At 70.8% G+C, this 15184-nt stretch carries 12 protein-coding genes and 3 pseudogenes; 10 read left to right on the top strand and 5 right to left on the bottom strand.

The genetic code is table 11. The features are described 5' to 3' along the window. On the bottom strand, nucleotides 1-437 hold a 437-nt coding region (locus ACZ6NC_RS37765), incomplete at its 3' end, for a DUF6882 domain-containing protein (RefSeq protein WP_465738427.1). A gap of 94 nt (nucleotides 438-531) precedes the next feature. Continuing rightward, on the bottom strand, nucleotides 532-1476 hold the full coding sequence (locus tag ACZ6NC_RS37760; protein WP_465738409.1) for an ABC transporter permease: 945 nt from the start codon (nucleotides 1474-1476) through the stop codon (nucleotides 532-534). Nucleotides 1477-1845: 369 nt separating this feature from the next. Here ACZ6NC_RS37760 and ACZ6NC_RS37755 point away from each other — a divergent pair, with 369 nt between their 5' ends. The 5 genes and pseudogenes from ACZ6NC_RS37755 to ACZ6NC_RS37735 all read left to right on the top strand — a co-directional run. Next, entirely contained in the window at nucleotides 1846-2325 is a 480-nt protein-coding gene (locus ACZ6NC_RS37755) for a hypothetical protein (RefSeq protein ID WP_465738408.1), read from the top strand. 435 nt (nucleotides 2326-2760) lie between these two features. After that, nucleotides 2761-3087: pseudogene (locus ACZ6NC_RS37750) on the top strand (transposase); the annotation flags it as partial. A 163-nt stretch (nucleotides 3088-3250) separates the two neighbouring features. Next, nucleotides 3251-4066 (top strand): transposase, encoded by an 816-nt coding sequence (locus tag ACZ6NC_RS37745; protein WP_465738426.1) that lies wholly within the window; start codon nucleotides 3251-3253, stop codon nucleotides 4064-4066. 73 nt (nucleotides 4067-4139) lie between these two features. Beyond that, nucleotides 4140-4853 (top strand): VOC family protein, encoded by a 714-nt coding sequence (locus ACZ6NC_RS37740; RefSeq protein ID WP_465738407.1) that lies wholly within the window; start codon nucleotides 4140-4142, stop codon nucleotides 4851-4853. A gap of 124 nt (nucleotides 4854-4977) precedes the next feature. Then, a pseudogene (locus ACZ6NC_RS37735) lies at nucleotides 4978-5100 on the top strand (VOC family protein); the annotation flags it as partial. Between the two features lie 158 nt (nucleotides 5101-5258). On the opposite strand, the gene ACZ6NC_RS37730 reads toward ACZ6NC_RS37735, so the two are convergent. Further along, nucleotides 5259-6773 (bottom strand): hypothetical protein, encoded by a 1515-nt coding sequence (locus tag ACZ6NC_RS37730; RefSeq protein WP_465738406.1) that lies wholly within the window; start codon nucleotides 6771-6773, stop codon nucleotides 5259-5261. 236 nt (nucleotides 6774-7009) lie between these two features. Between ACZ6NC_RS37730 and ACZ6NC_RS37725 the strand changes: the two genes are divergently transcribed. Next, nucleotides 7010-7576, top strand: coding sequence for a Uma2 family endonuclease (locus ACZ6NC_RS37725; RefSeq protein WP_465738405.1), 567 nt, complete (start codon nucleotides 7010-7012; stop codon nucleotides 7574-7576). Between the two features lie 56 nt (nucleotides 7577-7632). Here the strand turns inward: ACZ6NC_RS37725 and ACZ6NC_RS37720 are convergent. Next, a pseudogene (locus tag ACZ6NC_RS37720) lies at nucleotides 7633-8846 on the bottom strand (DUF2252 domain-containing protein). A 556-nt stretch (nucleotides 8847-9402) separates the two neighbouring features. Here ACZ6NC_RS37720 and ACZ6NC_RS37715 point away from each other — a divergent pair. The 3 genes from ACZ6NC_RS37715 (at nucleotide 9403) to ACZ6NC_RS37705 (ending at nucleotide 12328) form a co-directional block, all read left to right on the top strand. Further along, nucleotides 9403-10851: a hypothetical protein gene (locus ACZ6NC_RS37715; RefSeq protein WP_465738404.1), complete on the top strand. Its 1449-nt coding sequence runs from the start codon at nucleotides 9403-9405 to the stop codon at nucleotides 10849-10851. Nucleotides 10852-11126: 275 nt separating this feature from the next. Next, a complete protein-coding gene (locus tag ACZ6NC_RS37710) occupies nucleotides 11127-11678 on the top strand; it encodes a potassium channel family protein (protein ID WP_465738403.1) in 552 nt (183 codons plus the stop codon). A 2-nt stretch (nucleotides 11679-11680) separates the two neighbouring features. Then, complete coding sequence (locus ACZ6NC_RS37705; RefSeq protein ID WP_465738402.1) at nucleotides 11681-12328, top strand: GAP family protein; 648 nt, start codon at nucleotides 11681-11683, stop codon at nucleotides 12326-12328. A 38-nt stretch (nucleotides 12329-12366) separates the two neighbouring features. On the opposite strand, the gene ACZ6NC_RS37700 is transcribed toward ACZ6NC_RS37705, so the two are convergent. Then, a complete protein-coding gene (locus tag ACZ6NC_RS37700) occupies nucleotides 12367-12513 on the bottom strand; it encodes a hypothetical protein (RefSeq protein ID WP_465738401.1) in 147 nt (48 codons plus the stop codon). Nucleotides 12514-13192: 679 nt separating this feature from the next. Between ACZ6NC_RS37700 and ACZ6NC_RS37695 the strand changes: the two genes are divergently transcribed. Continuing rightward, nucleotides 13193-15142 (top strand): ATP-binding cassette domain-containing protein, encoded by a 1950-nt coding sequence (locus ACZ6NC_RS37695; protein WP_465738400.1) that lies wholly within the window; start codon nucleotides 13193-13195, stop codon nucleotides 15140-15142. Nucleotides 15143-15184 lie beyond the last annotated feature (42 nt).

Genomic DNA, 15184 nt, shown 5'->3' with positions numbered 1-15184 from the left:
CACCGGTCCGCCCCCCGCCATCCACCCCCCCCCCCCCCCCCCCCCACCCCCACCCCCCCCCCCCCCCCCCCCCGGGCCCACTGCTCGGGGCGGGCCAGGGCCAGCCGGGGCTTGGCGGCCGCCAGTAGCGGACCGCGTCGGCCATCACCGTGGCCGGGTCGGCGACGGTCCAGGTGGGCTCGAAGGGCTCGGACATGCTGGTGTAGCTCTGGAACATCGCGAGCAGCTTGACGGCCTGGCTCTGGAACGGCGACAGGTGGCGGTCGGCGAGCGGCAGGAAGAAGCGGTCCCAGGCGTCGCCGGAGATGATCCGAGGCCGGTCGATCGGGGCCACCCCGGCCGCTCGGCGGCAGCGAATCGTTCGCCCAGGACCACGGCCAGGTGTGCTGGGCGAGGCTGACGCTGCCGATCAACGTGAGCCGGCCGGTGAGGAGCACCTTCCCGTCGCGTGACCACGTGATCTGCGCGTCGTCGAATCGGCGGGACGCGACCAGACCCACCCGTCAGGCCCGGCCATGCCCCTCGGCACTGTCACTCGTAGCGGATTCGCGGGTCGAGTACGGCGTACAGCAGGTCCACGAGGAGGTTGGTGATCAGGTAGATCAGCACCAGCAGCGTCACCATGCCGATGATGATCGTGCCCTGCTTCTGATGCACGGCGCGGGCGAGCAGGCCGCCGATGCCGTGCATGTTGAAGATGCTCTCGGTGATGACCGCGCCGCCCATCAGGCCGCCCAGGTCGGCGCCGAGGAAGGTGACGATCGGGATCAGCGCGTTGCGCAGGGCGTGGAAGCCGATCACCCGACGGCGCTTCAGGCCCTTGGCGACCGCGGTGCGGACGTAGTCCGCCCGCAGGGTCTCCATCAGGCTGGTGCGGGTCAGTCGGGCGACGTAGGCCAGCGATGTGGAGGCCAGCACGAACGCGGGCAGGAGGTACGCCCGCAGTCCGTCCTCGTCGTTGAAGGAGACCGGGAAGAAGTCGAGGCCGTAGTCGTTCTTCAGCTTCACGCCCAGCAGCAGCTGGAGGATGAAGCCGGTGACGAAGACCGGGATCGAGATCACCATCAGGGTGCTGATGAGGAGCAGCTGGTCGATGAACCTGCCCTTGCGCAGGGCTGCCATGACACCCGCCAGGACACCGATGACCGCCTCGATGGCAAAGGCCACGAGGGAGAGGTTCACGGTGTAGGGGAACGACTCGCCGATCATGTCGCTGACCGAGCGGCCGGTCAGGCTCTCTCCCAGGTCGCCCTGGAGGAGACCCGAGAGGTAGTACCAGTACTGGAGGAGGAACGGGTCGTTCAGGTGGTACTTCTGACGGATCATCTCCGCGACGAGCGGATTGGGGCGCCTGTCGCCGGCCAGCGCCTGCACCGGGTCACCGGGCAGCGCGAAGACCACGGCGTAGATCAGGAACGTTGCGCCGATCAGCACAGGAATCGCCTGTATCAGTCGACGAATGACATAGCGGCCCATCAGACCTCCGTACTGTTCGGGCGGGGAAGGAGGGCGAGAGGAGCCGGACTGTCGCCCGAGTCCCACCCGCTCGACCGGCTCGACCGACCGTGGGCCGAGTGGCGAGTGAGGGACGGCGCTGCCCCTCGCATGGGGAACGGGGCGGCCGGCGGGACCGGTTCATCCGTGCAGGAAGCATAACGGGAGGTGCGCCGCCCCGCCGAGCGGGCAGCCGTTGTCCGGTTTCCTGGCCCGGTGGCCCTTTCGGGCAGTCCTCGTCCGCATTCGAACCTCTCGGTCGGGATCGGTTGACGGACCGTCAGCACAGGTCGAAGGGTGGTGGAGGACAGCCCGCGTTCGGGCTCCTCCCCACCACGTCAGGAACACCTCGTGAAGAAGACCCGGACTCTCGCCGCCGGCGCGATCGCATTCGCCGCTCTCGTGCTGACTGCCGCTCCCGCCCAGGCCCGTCCCGCCGCAGTGCCGGTCACCACCGATGCCGCGGCGTCTGCCGCCGCTGAGGCGACTCGCAGTACCTGGGTCACGGTGGCCAACACGACCACCAAGCCGTTGGCCCTGGCCGGCAACCGCCTCCTGCACGGATGCTGGATGGACAACCAGACTCCGCAGAGCTGGGTCAACTCCCGTGGCTCGGTGATGTTCGCCAGCGAGTCGTGCGGCCTCATGACCGGTACGGAGGGGAAGGTCACCTACGACATCGACGGCGGCGGGCAGGTTCTCCTGACGTGGAACAACCCTTACGCCGGTTCCAACTCCTACTCCTGCACGGTGCCGATCGGCTACTCCTGCGTCCACAGCGGAGGCTCGGGCAACAACGCCCAGGTCACCTTCACCTTCAGCAAGAACTGAGACGCACCCGGCCGGCCGGGTGGGGGGGTTTTGTGGGGTCCCGCCCCCGTTACCCCCCACGCCCTTTTTCCCCCTTTCCACAAAGGGATGGTAAACGTTCCACACCCACACCCACCCCCCCCCCCCCCCCCCCCCCCCCCCCCCCCCCCCCCCCCACCCCCCCCCCCCCTCCCCCCACCCCCCCCCCCCCCCCCCCCCCCCCCCCCCGGGGCTCTGGCGAGTCCCCGCACCGGTGACCACCCGAGCCTGTGCCGCCCTCGGCCACGAGGGAATGGCAAGCGTCCGACATCAACGTCAAGCCCTGCCGGCTGTGGCCGCCCGTACTTTGATGACCGAGCCGACTCTGCTGCGCAATTCGGCCGGGTGAGCGTCGCGGGTGCGGCATGATCGCCTCTGTGGCCCTGGTCACGTCGTGGGCCACAGGGGGTGGAGTCCATGTCGTTACAGCCGAAGGGGCTGCCAGAGATCCCGGCACAGACCGTCGCGGTCGCGCGGGCGGCGTTCCCTCAGGGGACGTTGGCGATGCGGGTGCGGGACCGGCTGGGCGAGGTGTTCGCGGACGAGCCGTTCGCCGGGGCGTTCGGACGCCGTGGGGCGCCGGGCCTGTCGCCGGCGGTGCTGTCGCTGGTCACGGCGCTGCAGTTCACGGAGAACCTGACCGACCGGCAAGCCGCCGCGATGACGGTCCGCGCGATCGACTGGAAGTACGCGATCGGCGCGGAACTGACCGATACCGGTTTCGACGCGACCGTGTTGTCCCGGTTCAGGGCCCGGCTGGCCCAGCACGGCATGGAGCGGGTGGTGTTCGACCGGCTGCTGGAAGTCTGCCGGGACCAGGGCCTGATCGGGGCCGGCGGCAAGCAGCGCACCGACTCCACCCATGTGATCAGCGCCGTCCGTGACCTGAACCGGACCGAACTCGCAGGTGAGAGCGTGCGGGCGGCGTTGGAGGCCCTTGCGGTCGCGGCTGCGGGCTGGCTGGCCGACGCGGTGGACGTTCCCGAGTTCGCGCACCGCTACGCCGAACGCGTCAACGGGTGGACGATGCCGTCGTCGAAATCGAAGCGGGACCGGCTGGCCGTTGTGTTCGGGCAGGACGCGCTGGCGCTCTGCCGGGCCATCTGGGCACCAGGGGCGCCCAGATGGCTGCGGGAGATCGAGCCGGTCGCGTTCCTGCGCAGGATGCTCCCCGCCGAAGCCGAAGCTGCCCGCTGCCCGCTGCCCGCAGGGCCGTACCAGCACCGGCTGGTTCCCCGTCCGGCAGCACGGCCGCGACGCCATCGTCGTCCAGTTCGCCCGCACCGACTGCCACGCCTGCCCTGCCCAGGACAAATGCACCACCTCGGTGCGGGGCACCCGCCTCCTCAGCCTCTACCCGAAGGAATTCCACGAGACCCTGGCCGATGCCCGGGCCGAGCAGGCCACGAAGACCTGGAAGACCAAGTACGCACTTCGCGCCGGAATCGAGGGCACCATCAACCAAGCCCTCGACGTCACCGGCCTTCGTCGGGCCCGTTACCGCGGCCTGCCCAAGGTCCGCCTCCAACACGCCTTCTCTGCCACCGCCGTCAACGTCATCCGCCTCGACGCCCGCTGGAACCCCGGCCCACCATCCTTCACGCCCCGGACCAGCAGACTCACCCGCCTCAGCCACCAACTCGCAGCCCGAACCCCGAAAGGTGTAGCTCCGGCTCCGGGGCCGCGGAATACTCGGCTGCAACTGAGGCTGGCCCGCCCATAGGATCCTCGTTCGAGGCGCTGGCATGGCGCCCTGCCGACGGTTGGCACTCAACGGACCGAGGATGCGTGGCGCAATGAGCAGCCGACTCTTCGCAATCTCCTTCGACGCGCACCAGCCCGAGCGCCTAGCGCATTTCTGGTCCGGCGTCCTGGGCTTGGAGAGAGCCGACGATTCTTACGACGGCGTCGCCCTGCTGTCCGGGAATGACGCCGGCTACCGCCTCGGCTTCCGTCCCTCCCAGGCGCACAAGGTCGCCCAGAACCGGCTGCACTTCGACCTGACCAGCTCCTCCCTGGAGAACCAGCAGGAGACCGTGGCCAGGGCGCTCGACCTCGGCGCGCAGCACGCCGACGTCGGCCAGGGAACGGACGTGTCCCATATGGTGCTCGCCGACCCCGAGGGCAACGAGTTCTGTGTCCTCGAGCCGGGCAACAATTTCCTCGCTGGCTGCGGCTTCATCGGAGCGCTCGCCTGCGATGGTTCGCAGGCCGTGGGCTACTTCTGGAGCGAGGCGCTGGGCTGGCCGCTGGTCTGGGACCAGGACGAGGAGACCGCCATCCAGTCACCGAACGGCGGTACGAAGATCACGTGGGGCGGTCCGCCGCTCATGCCGGACCCCGGCAAGGACCTGCACTTGGACCTCGTCCCGGACGACGATCAGCAAGCAGAGGTCGAGCGCCTGCTCTCCCTCGGGGCGAAGCGTCTCGACTCCGCCCACGGCGGGAACGACGCGGTGCTGCTGGCCGACCCCGACGGCAACGAGTTCCGCGTGCTCACGCGCCGGTGAAGCCGGAACCAAGGGAGCCGCGGTAGGCGGTTGCTGCTGCGGGGAGCGCAGCAGAGAGTCGGGGGCCCCGTCACCAAACGGACAGCTCAACGCGTCCCGCGAGGAGAGAGCCACACCCAACCCCCGCCTGCGGACCCACGGTGCGGAACTCGTCGGCGAGCTGGCGCAGTACGAGGACAGCTATCGGCTCTGCTACGTCCGCGGCCCCGAGGGCATCATCATCGGACTGGCTGAGCAGCTCAGCTGAAGGCTGCCGAAAGGGATGGGCATCCGAAGAACCCGTAGGTCCCGCTCGCCCGCCTGCGCACCCGCCTGCCCACCCGCAGCCGGATCGCACCGCACGTCCCCGGCGCCGCTGGGGCCGCACGCCACCCGGCCCCGGCCCGCCCGGTGTTGTGCTGCTGGTCAGGGCATCAGTTCCGGCATCGAGGCGGGCGGCAGCGACGGGTTGGCGGCCGCTGCTCTCACCACCTGCCAGTCGCCGTCGGTGAGGAGCTCGACGATGGCGGGAGGCGGTAGCGCCGGATGGCCGGCCGCGATGGGTCGGGCCCGCTGGTCCGTCAGGCACGCGAGCAGGGCCGGGGCCGTCGTGTGGCGGTGGCGGGCGATTTCGCGCAGCGCCTTCCGCACCGGCGGCCGGTGTCGGGCCAGGTCTTCCAGCAGGGCCGGCGTCGCGTCGGGATTGGCTGCCACGTTCGAGATGACCGGCGCCCCGTGCCGCTCGACCATCGCCCGCAACTGGGCCTCGGAAAGTCCGGGATGCGGTGCGATGGACTTGACCACCTTCGCGTCGGGGTCGCACGCCAGCGTGTCGCGGATCCCGGCCGGCAGGTCCCGTCGCCGGGCCAGGAGCATCCGTACGGTCGGGTCGGGCGAAGCGGCCAGCTCTTCGGCCTCGGCGGGAGAGGCCGAGGCGATGCGCGGCAGCAAGGTCGGGCCGATCCGGGTGGCACCGGCGAGGTGGGGGAGTACGTCGAGCGGCAGGGACGGGTGATGAGCGAGCCGCCGCTGGACGTCGTGACCGCGGTCGCCGGCCAGGGCCCGGATCAGGGCTTCGTCGATCCCGGGATTTTCCGCGAGCTGATCCCGGACCCAGGGCACGGGATCCTCGGCGAGCCGTGCGTACACCTGCGGCGGCAGATCGGGGCGGGCGGCCAGTTCCTGGCGCAGCAGCAGCGACTGGTGGTCGGCGAAGCGCGCGGCGGCCGCCGCGGGGGTGGCCGGGTTGCCCAGGGCCGCCTGCTGGATGTCGTGCACGGTGGATTCGTGGGAGCCGTCGCAGGCGGCGCCCGCAGGCAGCTCGCAGTCGGTTCGCGGACAGTACGGGTCGTGGACGAAGGGGATCGTCTCGCGGTCGCAGACCAGGCAGGATCGTGCCGCGGGCAGGGTCTCACCGGTGAGCAGTGCCGCCAGCAGGGCCGGCGGTGTCGCCTCGTTGGCCGCCGCCGCGCGGCGGACCTCGGCGTGCGGGTGTTCCGCGAGCCGTGCGGCGAGGTCCGGCGCCGCCGTCCACAGCGCGAGCTCCGCGACGACGCGGACGTCCGGGTCCGCGGCGAGCGTCCGCGCCACGTCCGGCGGCAGGTCGGGGCAGGCGGCCAGCTTCTCCCGGTGCTCCACGAGGGGATCGGCGGCGAACAGGCGCGTCCACTCCGGCCTGCCGGTGCGCTCTTCGAGCAGGGCGAGCGCGGCGCGCGGCTGTCTGGCCGGGTCGACGTCGGCGGTGGTGAGCCGGCCCTGGTACGCGAGCCGTACCGCGGCTTCCTCGAAGCGGGAGGCCAGCGCGATCACCTGCGCGCGGCTGAGGTCCGGACGGCCGGCCAGGGTCTCGGCGAGGTCCGCGTCCGCGGTCGCGATCAGCCGATCGGCCAGCTCCGCGGGAAGAGCCGGATTGGCGGCCAGCCCGTGCAGGATGTGATTCACAGGTGAGCATCCTGCCCGATGCGTGATCGAACGGCTCGTGGGTTTTCGCGCTGACACCGGCCGCCGATGGGGCAGGGGCCGCTACGGCCCGAGCGGCCTGAGCCACGACGAGGCACCGGTCGCGGGCTGCACGAGGTGCGACCACGAGTACGGCAGCACCGGTGGGCCTGTCGGCGATGTGCCACGCCACCGCGGGTGCTGGAGGAGAATCGGGCAGGAACAGAGGAGATGCGCCCATGAGCACGGCAGCCCATCCCCCCGGGGACTACAGCGTCAGCGACCCGGAGCGGGCCCTGAAGTACGCCATCCAGCACGTCGCGGGGGACCGCGCCGAAATCATTGAGGGAGTCATCACCCCCATGTCGCCGTCCTGGGCGCACGAGAACGCCGCCGAGGTGGTGCGCCGCCAGATCACCCCGCGCCTGGAGGAACTCGGTCTGGTCTCCGGCTCCGGGAACCTCGATCTGCCCGGCTCGGAGAACTGGTTCATCCCGGACCTGGCGGTGGTGCCGGCCGAGCTGGCGGAGAGGACCGAGGGCGCGCTCCTGCCGGACCAGACCCTGCTGGTGGTGGAGGTCACCTCCCCCTCGAACGGCGAGACGGACCGCACCACCAAGCGCCGCAGGTACGGACAGTACGGCGCCCCCATCTACCTGCTGGTGGACCGGCAACAGCACGAATGCACCGTGTTCTCCGAGCCGGGCCGCCTGGGCTACCAAGCCGTGGACGGACCGCACCCCTTCGGCACCCCGGTCCGCATCCCGGCCCCGTTCGACCTGCAACTCGACACCGCCAGGTTCTGACTCACCGGACCACGGCAGGGACACGCAGGCCGGGAAGCGGGCGGACGAGACACACGTCAGATCCCGGTAGTGGCTTCGGCTCTGCCCTCGCTCACGGCACGCTGCAGGGCAGCGAAGTCCTCCTCGTTCTGGTCGGCGTAGGCCTCGGCGAAGTCCGCGAGGGCGTGGTCGAACCGGTCGGAGCCACCGAGGTAGGCGGCGAGCGCGATCCGGTCACCGGAACGGGCGTGCGCTCGGGCCAGGGTCCAACCGCACAGCCGTCCGTACGCCGCCATGCCCGAGGGGAGCATCATCTCGATCGGTGCGGAGAACTTCCAGTCGCGCAGCTGGCGCACGTAGAAGTCGCGGTCCACCCTGTCCGGGCCGGTGACGCGGGTCCAGCCGAGGAATATGTCGCTCTGGGCCTGCATGAGGTGCTGCCCGGCGACGACGCGCTCACCCTGGTTGCTGTACTGGCTGCGCCCGGCGTACTCCACCAGGACGGAGGGCTGGGCCTCCTTGGCTTGCAGGAACAGCGGTTCGACGCCGTCCCCGGCGTCCATCAGCGCGATCCAGGCGCGGGTGCCGACGCTGCCGACCCCGACGACCTTGCGGGCCATCTGGACCAGCGTGAACTGATCGAGCAGGTGTTGTCGGTCGGACTGCAGGGTGCGCCGGTAGTTGCCCAGCACGGTGCGGATCAGCTGGTAGATCTCGTCGGCCTGCACATCACTGAAGACCTCTTCGACGGGGACGATCGTCGGAGGGGCGCTGACGATCTGCCGCCGACCGTCGGCCACGGTGGTGAGCTTGCCCAGCGCCTGCATGCTGTCACGGGTGTGGGCCTTGGCCAGCAGCTCCTCGGCTGCCTTGAACCTCTTCGCCTTGGCCTGGGACCTGAACTGCCCGACGGCCTCCTCGATGTCCAGGTGTGCGTACCAGACTTCCAGGAATGGCTGCTTCGCGAAGCGCTGCATCGCCTTCCGGTAGCCCTTGGCCGCCTCCAGGACGATCTTGCGGCGATCCATGTGGGAGAAGTTGTTGTCGCGCCCCGCCACCGCCAGGCTCGCGGCCAGCCGCTTGACGTCCCACTCGAAAGGCCCGGGCAGGGTTTCGTCGAAGTCGTTGACGTCGAAGACCAGTCGCCGCTCCGGTGAGGCAATGCGCCGAAATTGGACAGATGCGCGTCTCCGCACAGCTGGACCTGCAGACCTGAGGTGGGTGTGGCAGCCAGATCCGCCGCCATCGGCAGTGCGGCCCCCCGGTAGTAGGTGAAGGGCGACACCAGCATGCGCCCGTGCCGCACCGGCACCATGGCCACTCCCGTAGGGCCGCAGCCACGCGTGCTGCTGGCTGACAAATCACCACAGATGGCTATAGATATACCTACTCCGGGCAACCAGTGCCACGCCGGGTCGGCATTCCCCGAAGGGGTGAGCTGTCGTCACGGTCCCGCAGCCACTCGATCCGGCCTTCGCGCGATACGTTTCGCAGCGGAGCTCGGGGTAGTGCGGTGGCTGAAGCCCATGCCTCCTGTCCCTCCGGTTGGAGATCAGCGGGTCTGCTGCGGTTCGTGGTGACGGTCGCTGGCCGGCGCGGGCTCGTACTCGGGGCGTCCGACGTTCAGTTCGACCCGGCAGTCCGTGGTGCCTCGTACGGCCGGCCTCGCCCGGCTCCACCTGCTCCCGGACCGGGTGGCGGACTCACGAAGTACGTGGGACACCCGCTCGGCAGTCACTCGTGTGCTCACCCCCGGTGGCGGCCCCGAGACGTGGAGCATTCCCTGAAGAAGGGCTGGCCGACCGTCAGACCACCGCGTTAATGACAGCCGACCCTGGGAGCCTGTGATGCCTTCCGACACGTCCGAGCCGGATCCGGGGCGACCGGGGGACACGCCGCCGCAGGGCGGCCGGCCCGAGGGCGAGCAGCCGGCCACCGGCAGATCGCCGGAGCCGGCCGAGCTCTCCCGGGACGAGCGCAACGAGCTGGACGAACTGCGGCACCGGCTCACCGCCCTCGAGGCGTCCACACCACCGCCCAGGGCGCGCCACCACCGCCTTCGAACGTCGGGCTCGGTGGTCCTGATCGTCATCTCCTCCCTGCTGGCTTTGCTCGCGGTCATCGCGGTCTGGACCAACTCGATCGTCGGTGACACCGACCGGTACGTCGCCACGGTGGCGCCGCTGGCGAGCAACCCCGATGTCCAGGCCGCGCTCACCAGCCGGGTCACCTCGGAGGTCCTGGCCCAGATCGACGTGAAGGCCGTGGTGGACGAGCTCTCCCAGGCCGCCGTCCAGCAGGGTGCGCCGCCCGAGCTCGGCAAGCTGATCGGCGGCCTGAGCGGGCCGATCACCAGCGGCCTCACCCAACTGGTCAGCACCACCGTGAACAAGGTGGTGACCAGCGACCAGTTCGAGACCCTGTGGGTCGACGCGAACCGGGCGGTGCACTCCTCGCTCGACAAGGCGCTGACAGGCAAGGGCGGGGGAGCGGTCTCGCTGGAGAACAACCAGGTCGCCATCGACATCGGGCCGTTCGTCGCCAAGGTCAAGGACCAGCTGGTGGCCTCGGGCTTCGGACCGGCGGCGAGGATCCCGGAGGTGCACACCAGCTTCGTGGTGTTCGCCTCGAAGGACGTAGGCAAGGTCAAGACCTACTTCCGGATCCTTGAGATCATGGGCACCTGGCTCCCGATCATCGCCGTGCTGGTAGCCGCCGCCGGCGTGTTCACCGCCGTGAACCGGCGCCGCGGCCTGGTCGGCGCAGCGCTCGGGGTGGCCGTCGCCATGCTCCTGCTGGGAGTCGTCCTGACGGTCTTCCGGTCGTTCTACCTCGACCACCTGCCGCCTGGAGCATCCCAGGCCGCCGCCGGCGCGATCTACGACGCACTGATCCGCTTTCTGCGCGCGAGCGTCCGCGCAGTGGGCGTGGCGGCCCTCGTGACGGCCGTCGGCGCCTTCCTGGTAGGCCCGTCCAGGGTCGCCGTTTGGATCCGCACCGCCTGTAGGTCGGCGATCGGCGCCCTGCGCGAGGTGTCGACTGCTCACGGCATGCGCCTCGGCCCGGTCGGCCGGTTCGTGCACCAGTACAAGCGCTGGATCGGAGCAGCGGTCCTCGCCGTGGCGGCCGTCGTCCTCGCGACGTGGAGCTACCCGACGGCGGCCGTGGTGCTGTGGATCGTCGTCGTGGTGTTGGTCGGGTTCGCCATCCGGGAGTTCCTGGACGCCGATCCGGGAGAGTCCCCGGCCCCGCCGTCGGCTCCCATTGTCGCAGGCGGCCCGCGCCCGGGCGATTGAGGCTCCGCGACCAGGAAGGCGCCCCCGCCAATCGCTCGTGCGGGTGGATCACCCACCGTGACGGACGGGGATTCCGCTCGGTCGGGACAGACTGGGCCGACCAGGTGGTCCGCACCCCGTCAAGAGGTCTCGGAGCACCGAATCCGCGCGCGCATCCTGCATCGTGATCCGTATGGCGATTCATCCGTTGTCGTTGCGGTCCTGAGCTGGTGGGCAAGGGGATGGTGAGGCCGGATCTTCAGGACCTTCCCCGGCGGAAGCGGCGCAGACTCCTGGTGCGCGCACTCCTGCGACCACTGCTGACCACCGCCGCTCTGGTGACGGCTTACTACCTGATCCCCATGGACAAGCCCTATCGCGCCGCAACAGTGGTGGGGCTTGTCCTCGGTCTGATGGCGGTGTCCGCCTTCCTCGTTTGGCAGACACGGTCAGTCAGCCGTTCCCCGTACCCGAGGCTGCGGGCCGTCGAGGCACTCGCGACCGTCTTCCCCCTGCTCATCCTGCTGTTCGCCACGAGCTACTTTCTCCTGGAGAGGAGCCAGTCGGGATCCTTCACCGAGTCCTTGTCCCGCTCGGATGCCGTGTACTTCACGGTCACGGTCTTCTCCACCGTGGGCTTCGGTGATATCGCCCCCAAAACGGGAGCGGCAAGGAGCACAGTGGTTCTGCAGATGCTCGCGGACGTGCTCCTGATCGGGGTCATCGCACACGTCATGCTGGAGGCTGTGCGCAGGGGCCTCGACCGGCGTGTGCAGCCCGGGGGCCCGCAGCACGATGCCGGCCGGCCCGCGTCGGACAGACCGGGTGACCCGGCAGAAGGTGGCTGACGATGGTCCTTGAGCTCATCGTGATCGGTCTGGGAATCACGCTCGAGCCGCTCCCGCTCATCGCGTTCGTCCTGCTGCTCTCCGCCGAGCAGGGGATCCGCAAGGGGCTCGCCTTCATCCTTGCCTGGCTGGCGTGCCTGGTCGTGGTGATCGCCGCAGTGCTGCTGTTGACCGGTGGTCAGCCCCCGGCCAGGAACTCGGCTTCGTCGACGGCTGCCTTGGTGGTCAAGTTGGCGGTGGGCATTGGCCTGATCGCATACGGCGAGCACAAGCGGCGCCGCGTCAAGGCACCGCACGAGCGGAAGACCCCCAAGTGGCAGAGACACCTCGACCAGGCCAATTCCTGGTCGGCGGCAGGACTCGCGGTACTGCTCCAGCCCTGGGGGCTGGTGGCCGCCGGCGCGGCCGCGGTGGTCCAGGCGGACCTGTCCGACTCCGCCACCTGGTTCGCCCTGTTCGCCTTCTGCGTCCTGGCGGCCTCGAGTCAGCTGGCGATGGAGCTCTACACCGTGTTCGCCCCGAGCGCCGCCGAGGTCAGACTGGAGCAGCTGCGTCGGTGGATCGTCGACCACCAGGATCCGGCGATCGTCGTGCTCTCGCTCCTGATCGGCTTCTGGTTGGTGGGCCAGAGCCTCTCCCAGCTGGTGTGACCCGATGCCGAGTGCTGAGCCTCGCACCGCTCGGAGGCTCAGCCGGTCGGCGCCTCACGGATGCCGGGAACGCAGCGGTCGGCGAGGCCGAGGGGCACCACGTGGAGGCCCTGAAGGGTGCGATCGCCGAGGCGCAGCAGAAGATGGCCGAGCCGGACACCGACAGTTCGGGGAGTGCGTGACATCAGGCGCTGGTGGCCGATCCGGCGCCACTCCCTGGTCGATCTCCAGTGTCGAGCACGTGAACTGACCGACGTGGCCCGGCACCTGTCCGATGAAGTGCCGCACGCGCGGCACGCGAGGATCCGGCGTCGCTGCGTGGGCGCCGACCGCGGCGTCCGGTGGATCCTGCGGCACGGTCACTGACGAACCGCTCGCCTTTCTGTCCCCGCAGGTCCGGCGTCCGGACGGTACGCGACGGTCGCAGGGCACCTCGGCCCGCCCCGCCGGCAGGGAGACGGCGGGGCAGGCCGGCGCCGTCGAAACCGGCAGCTCGCCCTGTCGCCACCAGGTACGCGGCCGGGGGCGTCCGGTGCTCATCGCCGGCGTCCGCGGACGCCTGGCGGACGGCTCTCCCGCGTGGCCGCAGCAGCCGCAAGGGCGAGCGGCGGTGTCCACCAACTCGCCGACCGGGACACGGGTTTGCTCACATCGAGTGAGCCTCCCCGGGACACGCCCGGCGGGCGGGCGAGCCACTGCCAGGATCAGCGGCGCACCGCGACCCCAGTCCTTCCGGACGGCCCCCAGGGAGCCGGTCCGCTACCTCCGCGCGCCCCCGCGCCGGGCCTTCGCCCGGCCACCCGGCGTGGCGGTCAGGGCTGCCCGCGTGCAGCGCAGACGTGTCCAGCTACCCGAGGAGCACGCGTGGTTCAGCAGCAACAGCAGCAACAGCAGGACCTGAAACCGGCCGGCGAGCAGCCGGGCGACGAGGCGGAGGAGGCCCGCTGGTCCTACCGCACGGACCGGATCGTGCAGGCCACCGCGAAGCTGTCGGTGTGGGCGATGATGCGGCGGCTGCCGCAGCTGGTGCGCCGCACTCTCAAGCTGGCGTGGCGGGTGGACCGGCGGGCCACCGCCGTCCTGCTCGCCGGGCAGCTGATCTCCGGCGTGTTGGCGGCCGTGGCGCTGTGGGCGACCGCAGGCGCGATCGACGCGGTGATCGCGCCTGCGGGCGGTCCGGTCGCCGACCGGCTTGGCGAGGGCGCGTGGCCGGTGACGGTCCTGGCGGTGGCGGCGGCCGGCCGGGCGCTGCTGGGCACCGTCAGCGTCGCGATCTCCGAGCGGCTCTCGCCGAGGATCGCGCGCGAAGCGGAGCTGGAGCTGCTGGCCGTCTCGGTGGCCGCCGAGCTGGAGGCGTACGACCACGTCGGCTACGCCGAGCGGTGGGACGCCGCCGACCGGGGGGCCGACTCCTCGCAGGAACTCCTCGGCGTGGCCCAGGAGATCATCGCCTCCGTCGTGACGCTCGCCGCGGCCGCCGGGGTGCTCGCCGCCCTGCACCCGGTGCTCGTGCCCTTCCTGGTCCTGGCGTCGGTCCCGCAGGGCGTGGTGGCGGCCCGCTCGGCCCGGATCCGCTACCTGATGGCGATCGAGAGCATGGACGACCGGCGCCTGCTGGGGATGCTGCGGTACTGCCTGTGCCACGACGACAACGCGGACCAGATCCGCTCCGACACCATGGCCGGCTTCCTCACCGCCAAGTACCGCAGGGCCGGTGACCGTCTGGATGCCGCCGCCGACCGGGCCGCCCGCCGCGCCGCCCGCATCTCCTTCCTCGGCTCCCTGGCCACCGGCCTCGCCTCCGTCCTGGTCTGGGGCGTCCTGCTGGCACTGCTGGCCACCGGCCACGTCTCGGTGGCGGCCGCCGGGGCGGCCGTCTTCGCGCTGCGCACCGCCGGGTCCGGGCTTCAGGGCATCGTCGGCGGCGGCACCCGGCTCTACCGGCTCGGTCTGTACCTGCGGGACTTCGACGACTTCGTGGCCGAGGCCGGCGGGTACGCGATGCGCCGGGGCACGGCCGAGCCGGCCGCCCCGCGCCGGGTCGAGGCACGGAAGGTCTCGTACAGCTATCCCGGGGCCGACCGGCCCACGCTGGACGGCCTGGACCTGACGATCCGGCAGGGCGAGATCGTCGCCCTGATCGGTGAGAACGGCTCCGGGAAGAGCACCCTGCTGCGGCTGCTGTCCGGCCTGACCCTGCCGAGCGGCGGCGTCGTGACCTGGGATGACGTGCCGACACAGGAGATGGATCCGCACGCGCTGTGGGAGCGGGTCGCACTCGTGCCGCAGCAGTTCTCCCGGTGGCCGCTCACCCTGGGCGAGAACATCCACCTCGGCCACGTCGACCGGGCCGGCGGGCAGGAGCTGGTGGAGCGCGCCGCCGCGTTGGCGGGCGCGGACGAGGTCGCGGCCACGTTGCGTTCCCACTACAACACCCTGCTGGCCCGGGCGTTCTGGGGCGGTGAGTGGCTGTCGGGCGGCCAGTTCCAGCGGGTGGCCGTCGCCCGCGCCTTCTACCGGTCGCTGCGCGCCCCGGGTCTTCTCGTCCTGGACGAACCGACCTCCGACCTCGACCCGCGCGCCGAGCACCGCATCTTCCACAACCTGCGGACCCTGGCGGCCGGACGCGCCACGATCCTGGTCACCCACAACCTCGACAACGCCGTCCTCGCGGACCGCATCGTCGTCATGCGCGGCGGCCGGATCGCCGAAGAGGGCACATTCGCCGAACTCGCCTCCGGAGCCGGACTGTTCAGGGAACTGCTCGACCTCAAGCGCGACCGCGACCGCAAGCTGCCCGGCCAACGCCGGTAGGGCTCCCGTCGGCCCCGGCCACGCCCGCCGGGGCCGACGGCA

Source organism: Kitasatospora sp. NPDC041988, from assembly GCF_055588525.1.
This window is presented reverse-complemented; position numbering and strand designations above follow the sequence as displayed.

Excerpts from the sequence above, each read along its gene's own strand:
- ACZ6NC_RS37760 (WP_465738409.1), bottom strand. The coding sequence starts at position 1,476 with ATGGGCCGCTATGTCATTCGTCGACTGATACAGGCGATTCCTGTGCTG.
- ACZ6NC_RS37740 (WP_465738407.1), top strand. The coding sequence starts at position 4,140 with ATGAGCAGCCGACTCTTCGCAATCTCCTTCGACGCGCACCAGCCCGAG.
- ACZ6NC_RS37725 (WP_465738405.1), top strand. The coding sequence starts at position 7,010 with ATGAGCACGGCAGCCCATCCCCCCGGGGACTACAGCGTCAGCGACCCG.
- ACZ6NC_RS37715 (WP_465738404.1), top strand. The coding sequence starts at position 9,403 with ATGCCTTCCGACACGTCCGAGCCGGATCCGGGGCGACCGGGGGACACG.
- ACZ6NC_RS37705 (WP_465738402.1), top strand. The coding sequence starts at position 11,681 with ATGGTCCTTGAGCTCATCGTGATCGGTCTGGGAATCACGCTCGAGCCG.
- ACZ6NC_RS37700 (WP_465738401.1), bottom strand. The coding sequence starts at position 12,513 with ATGTCACGCACTCCCCGAACTGTCGGTGTCCGGCTCGGCCATCTTCTG.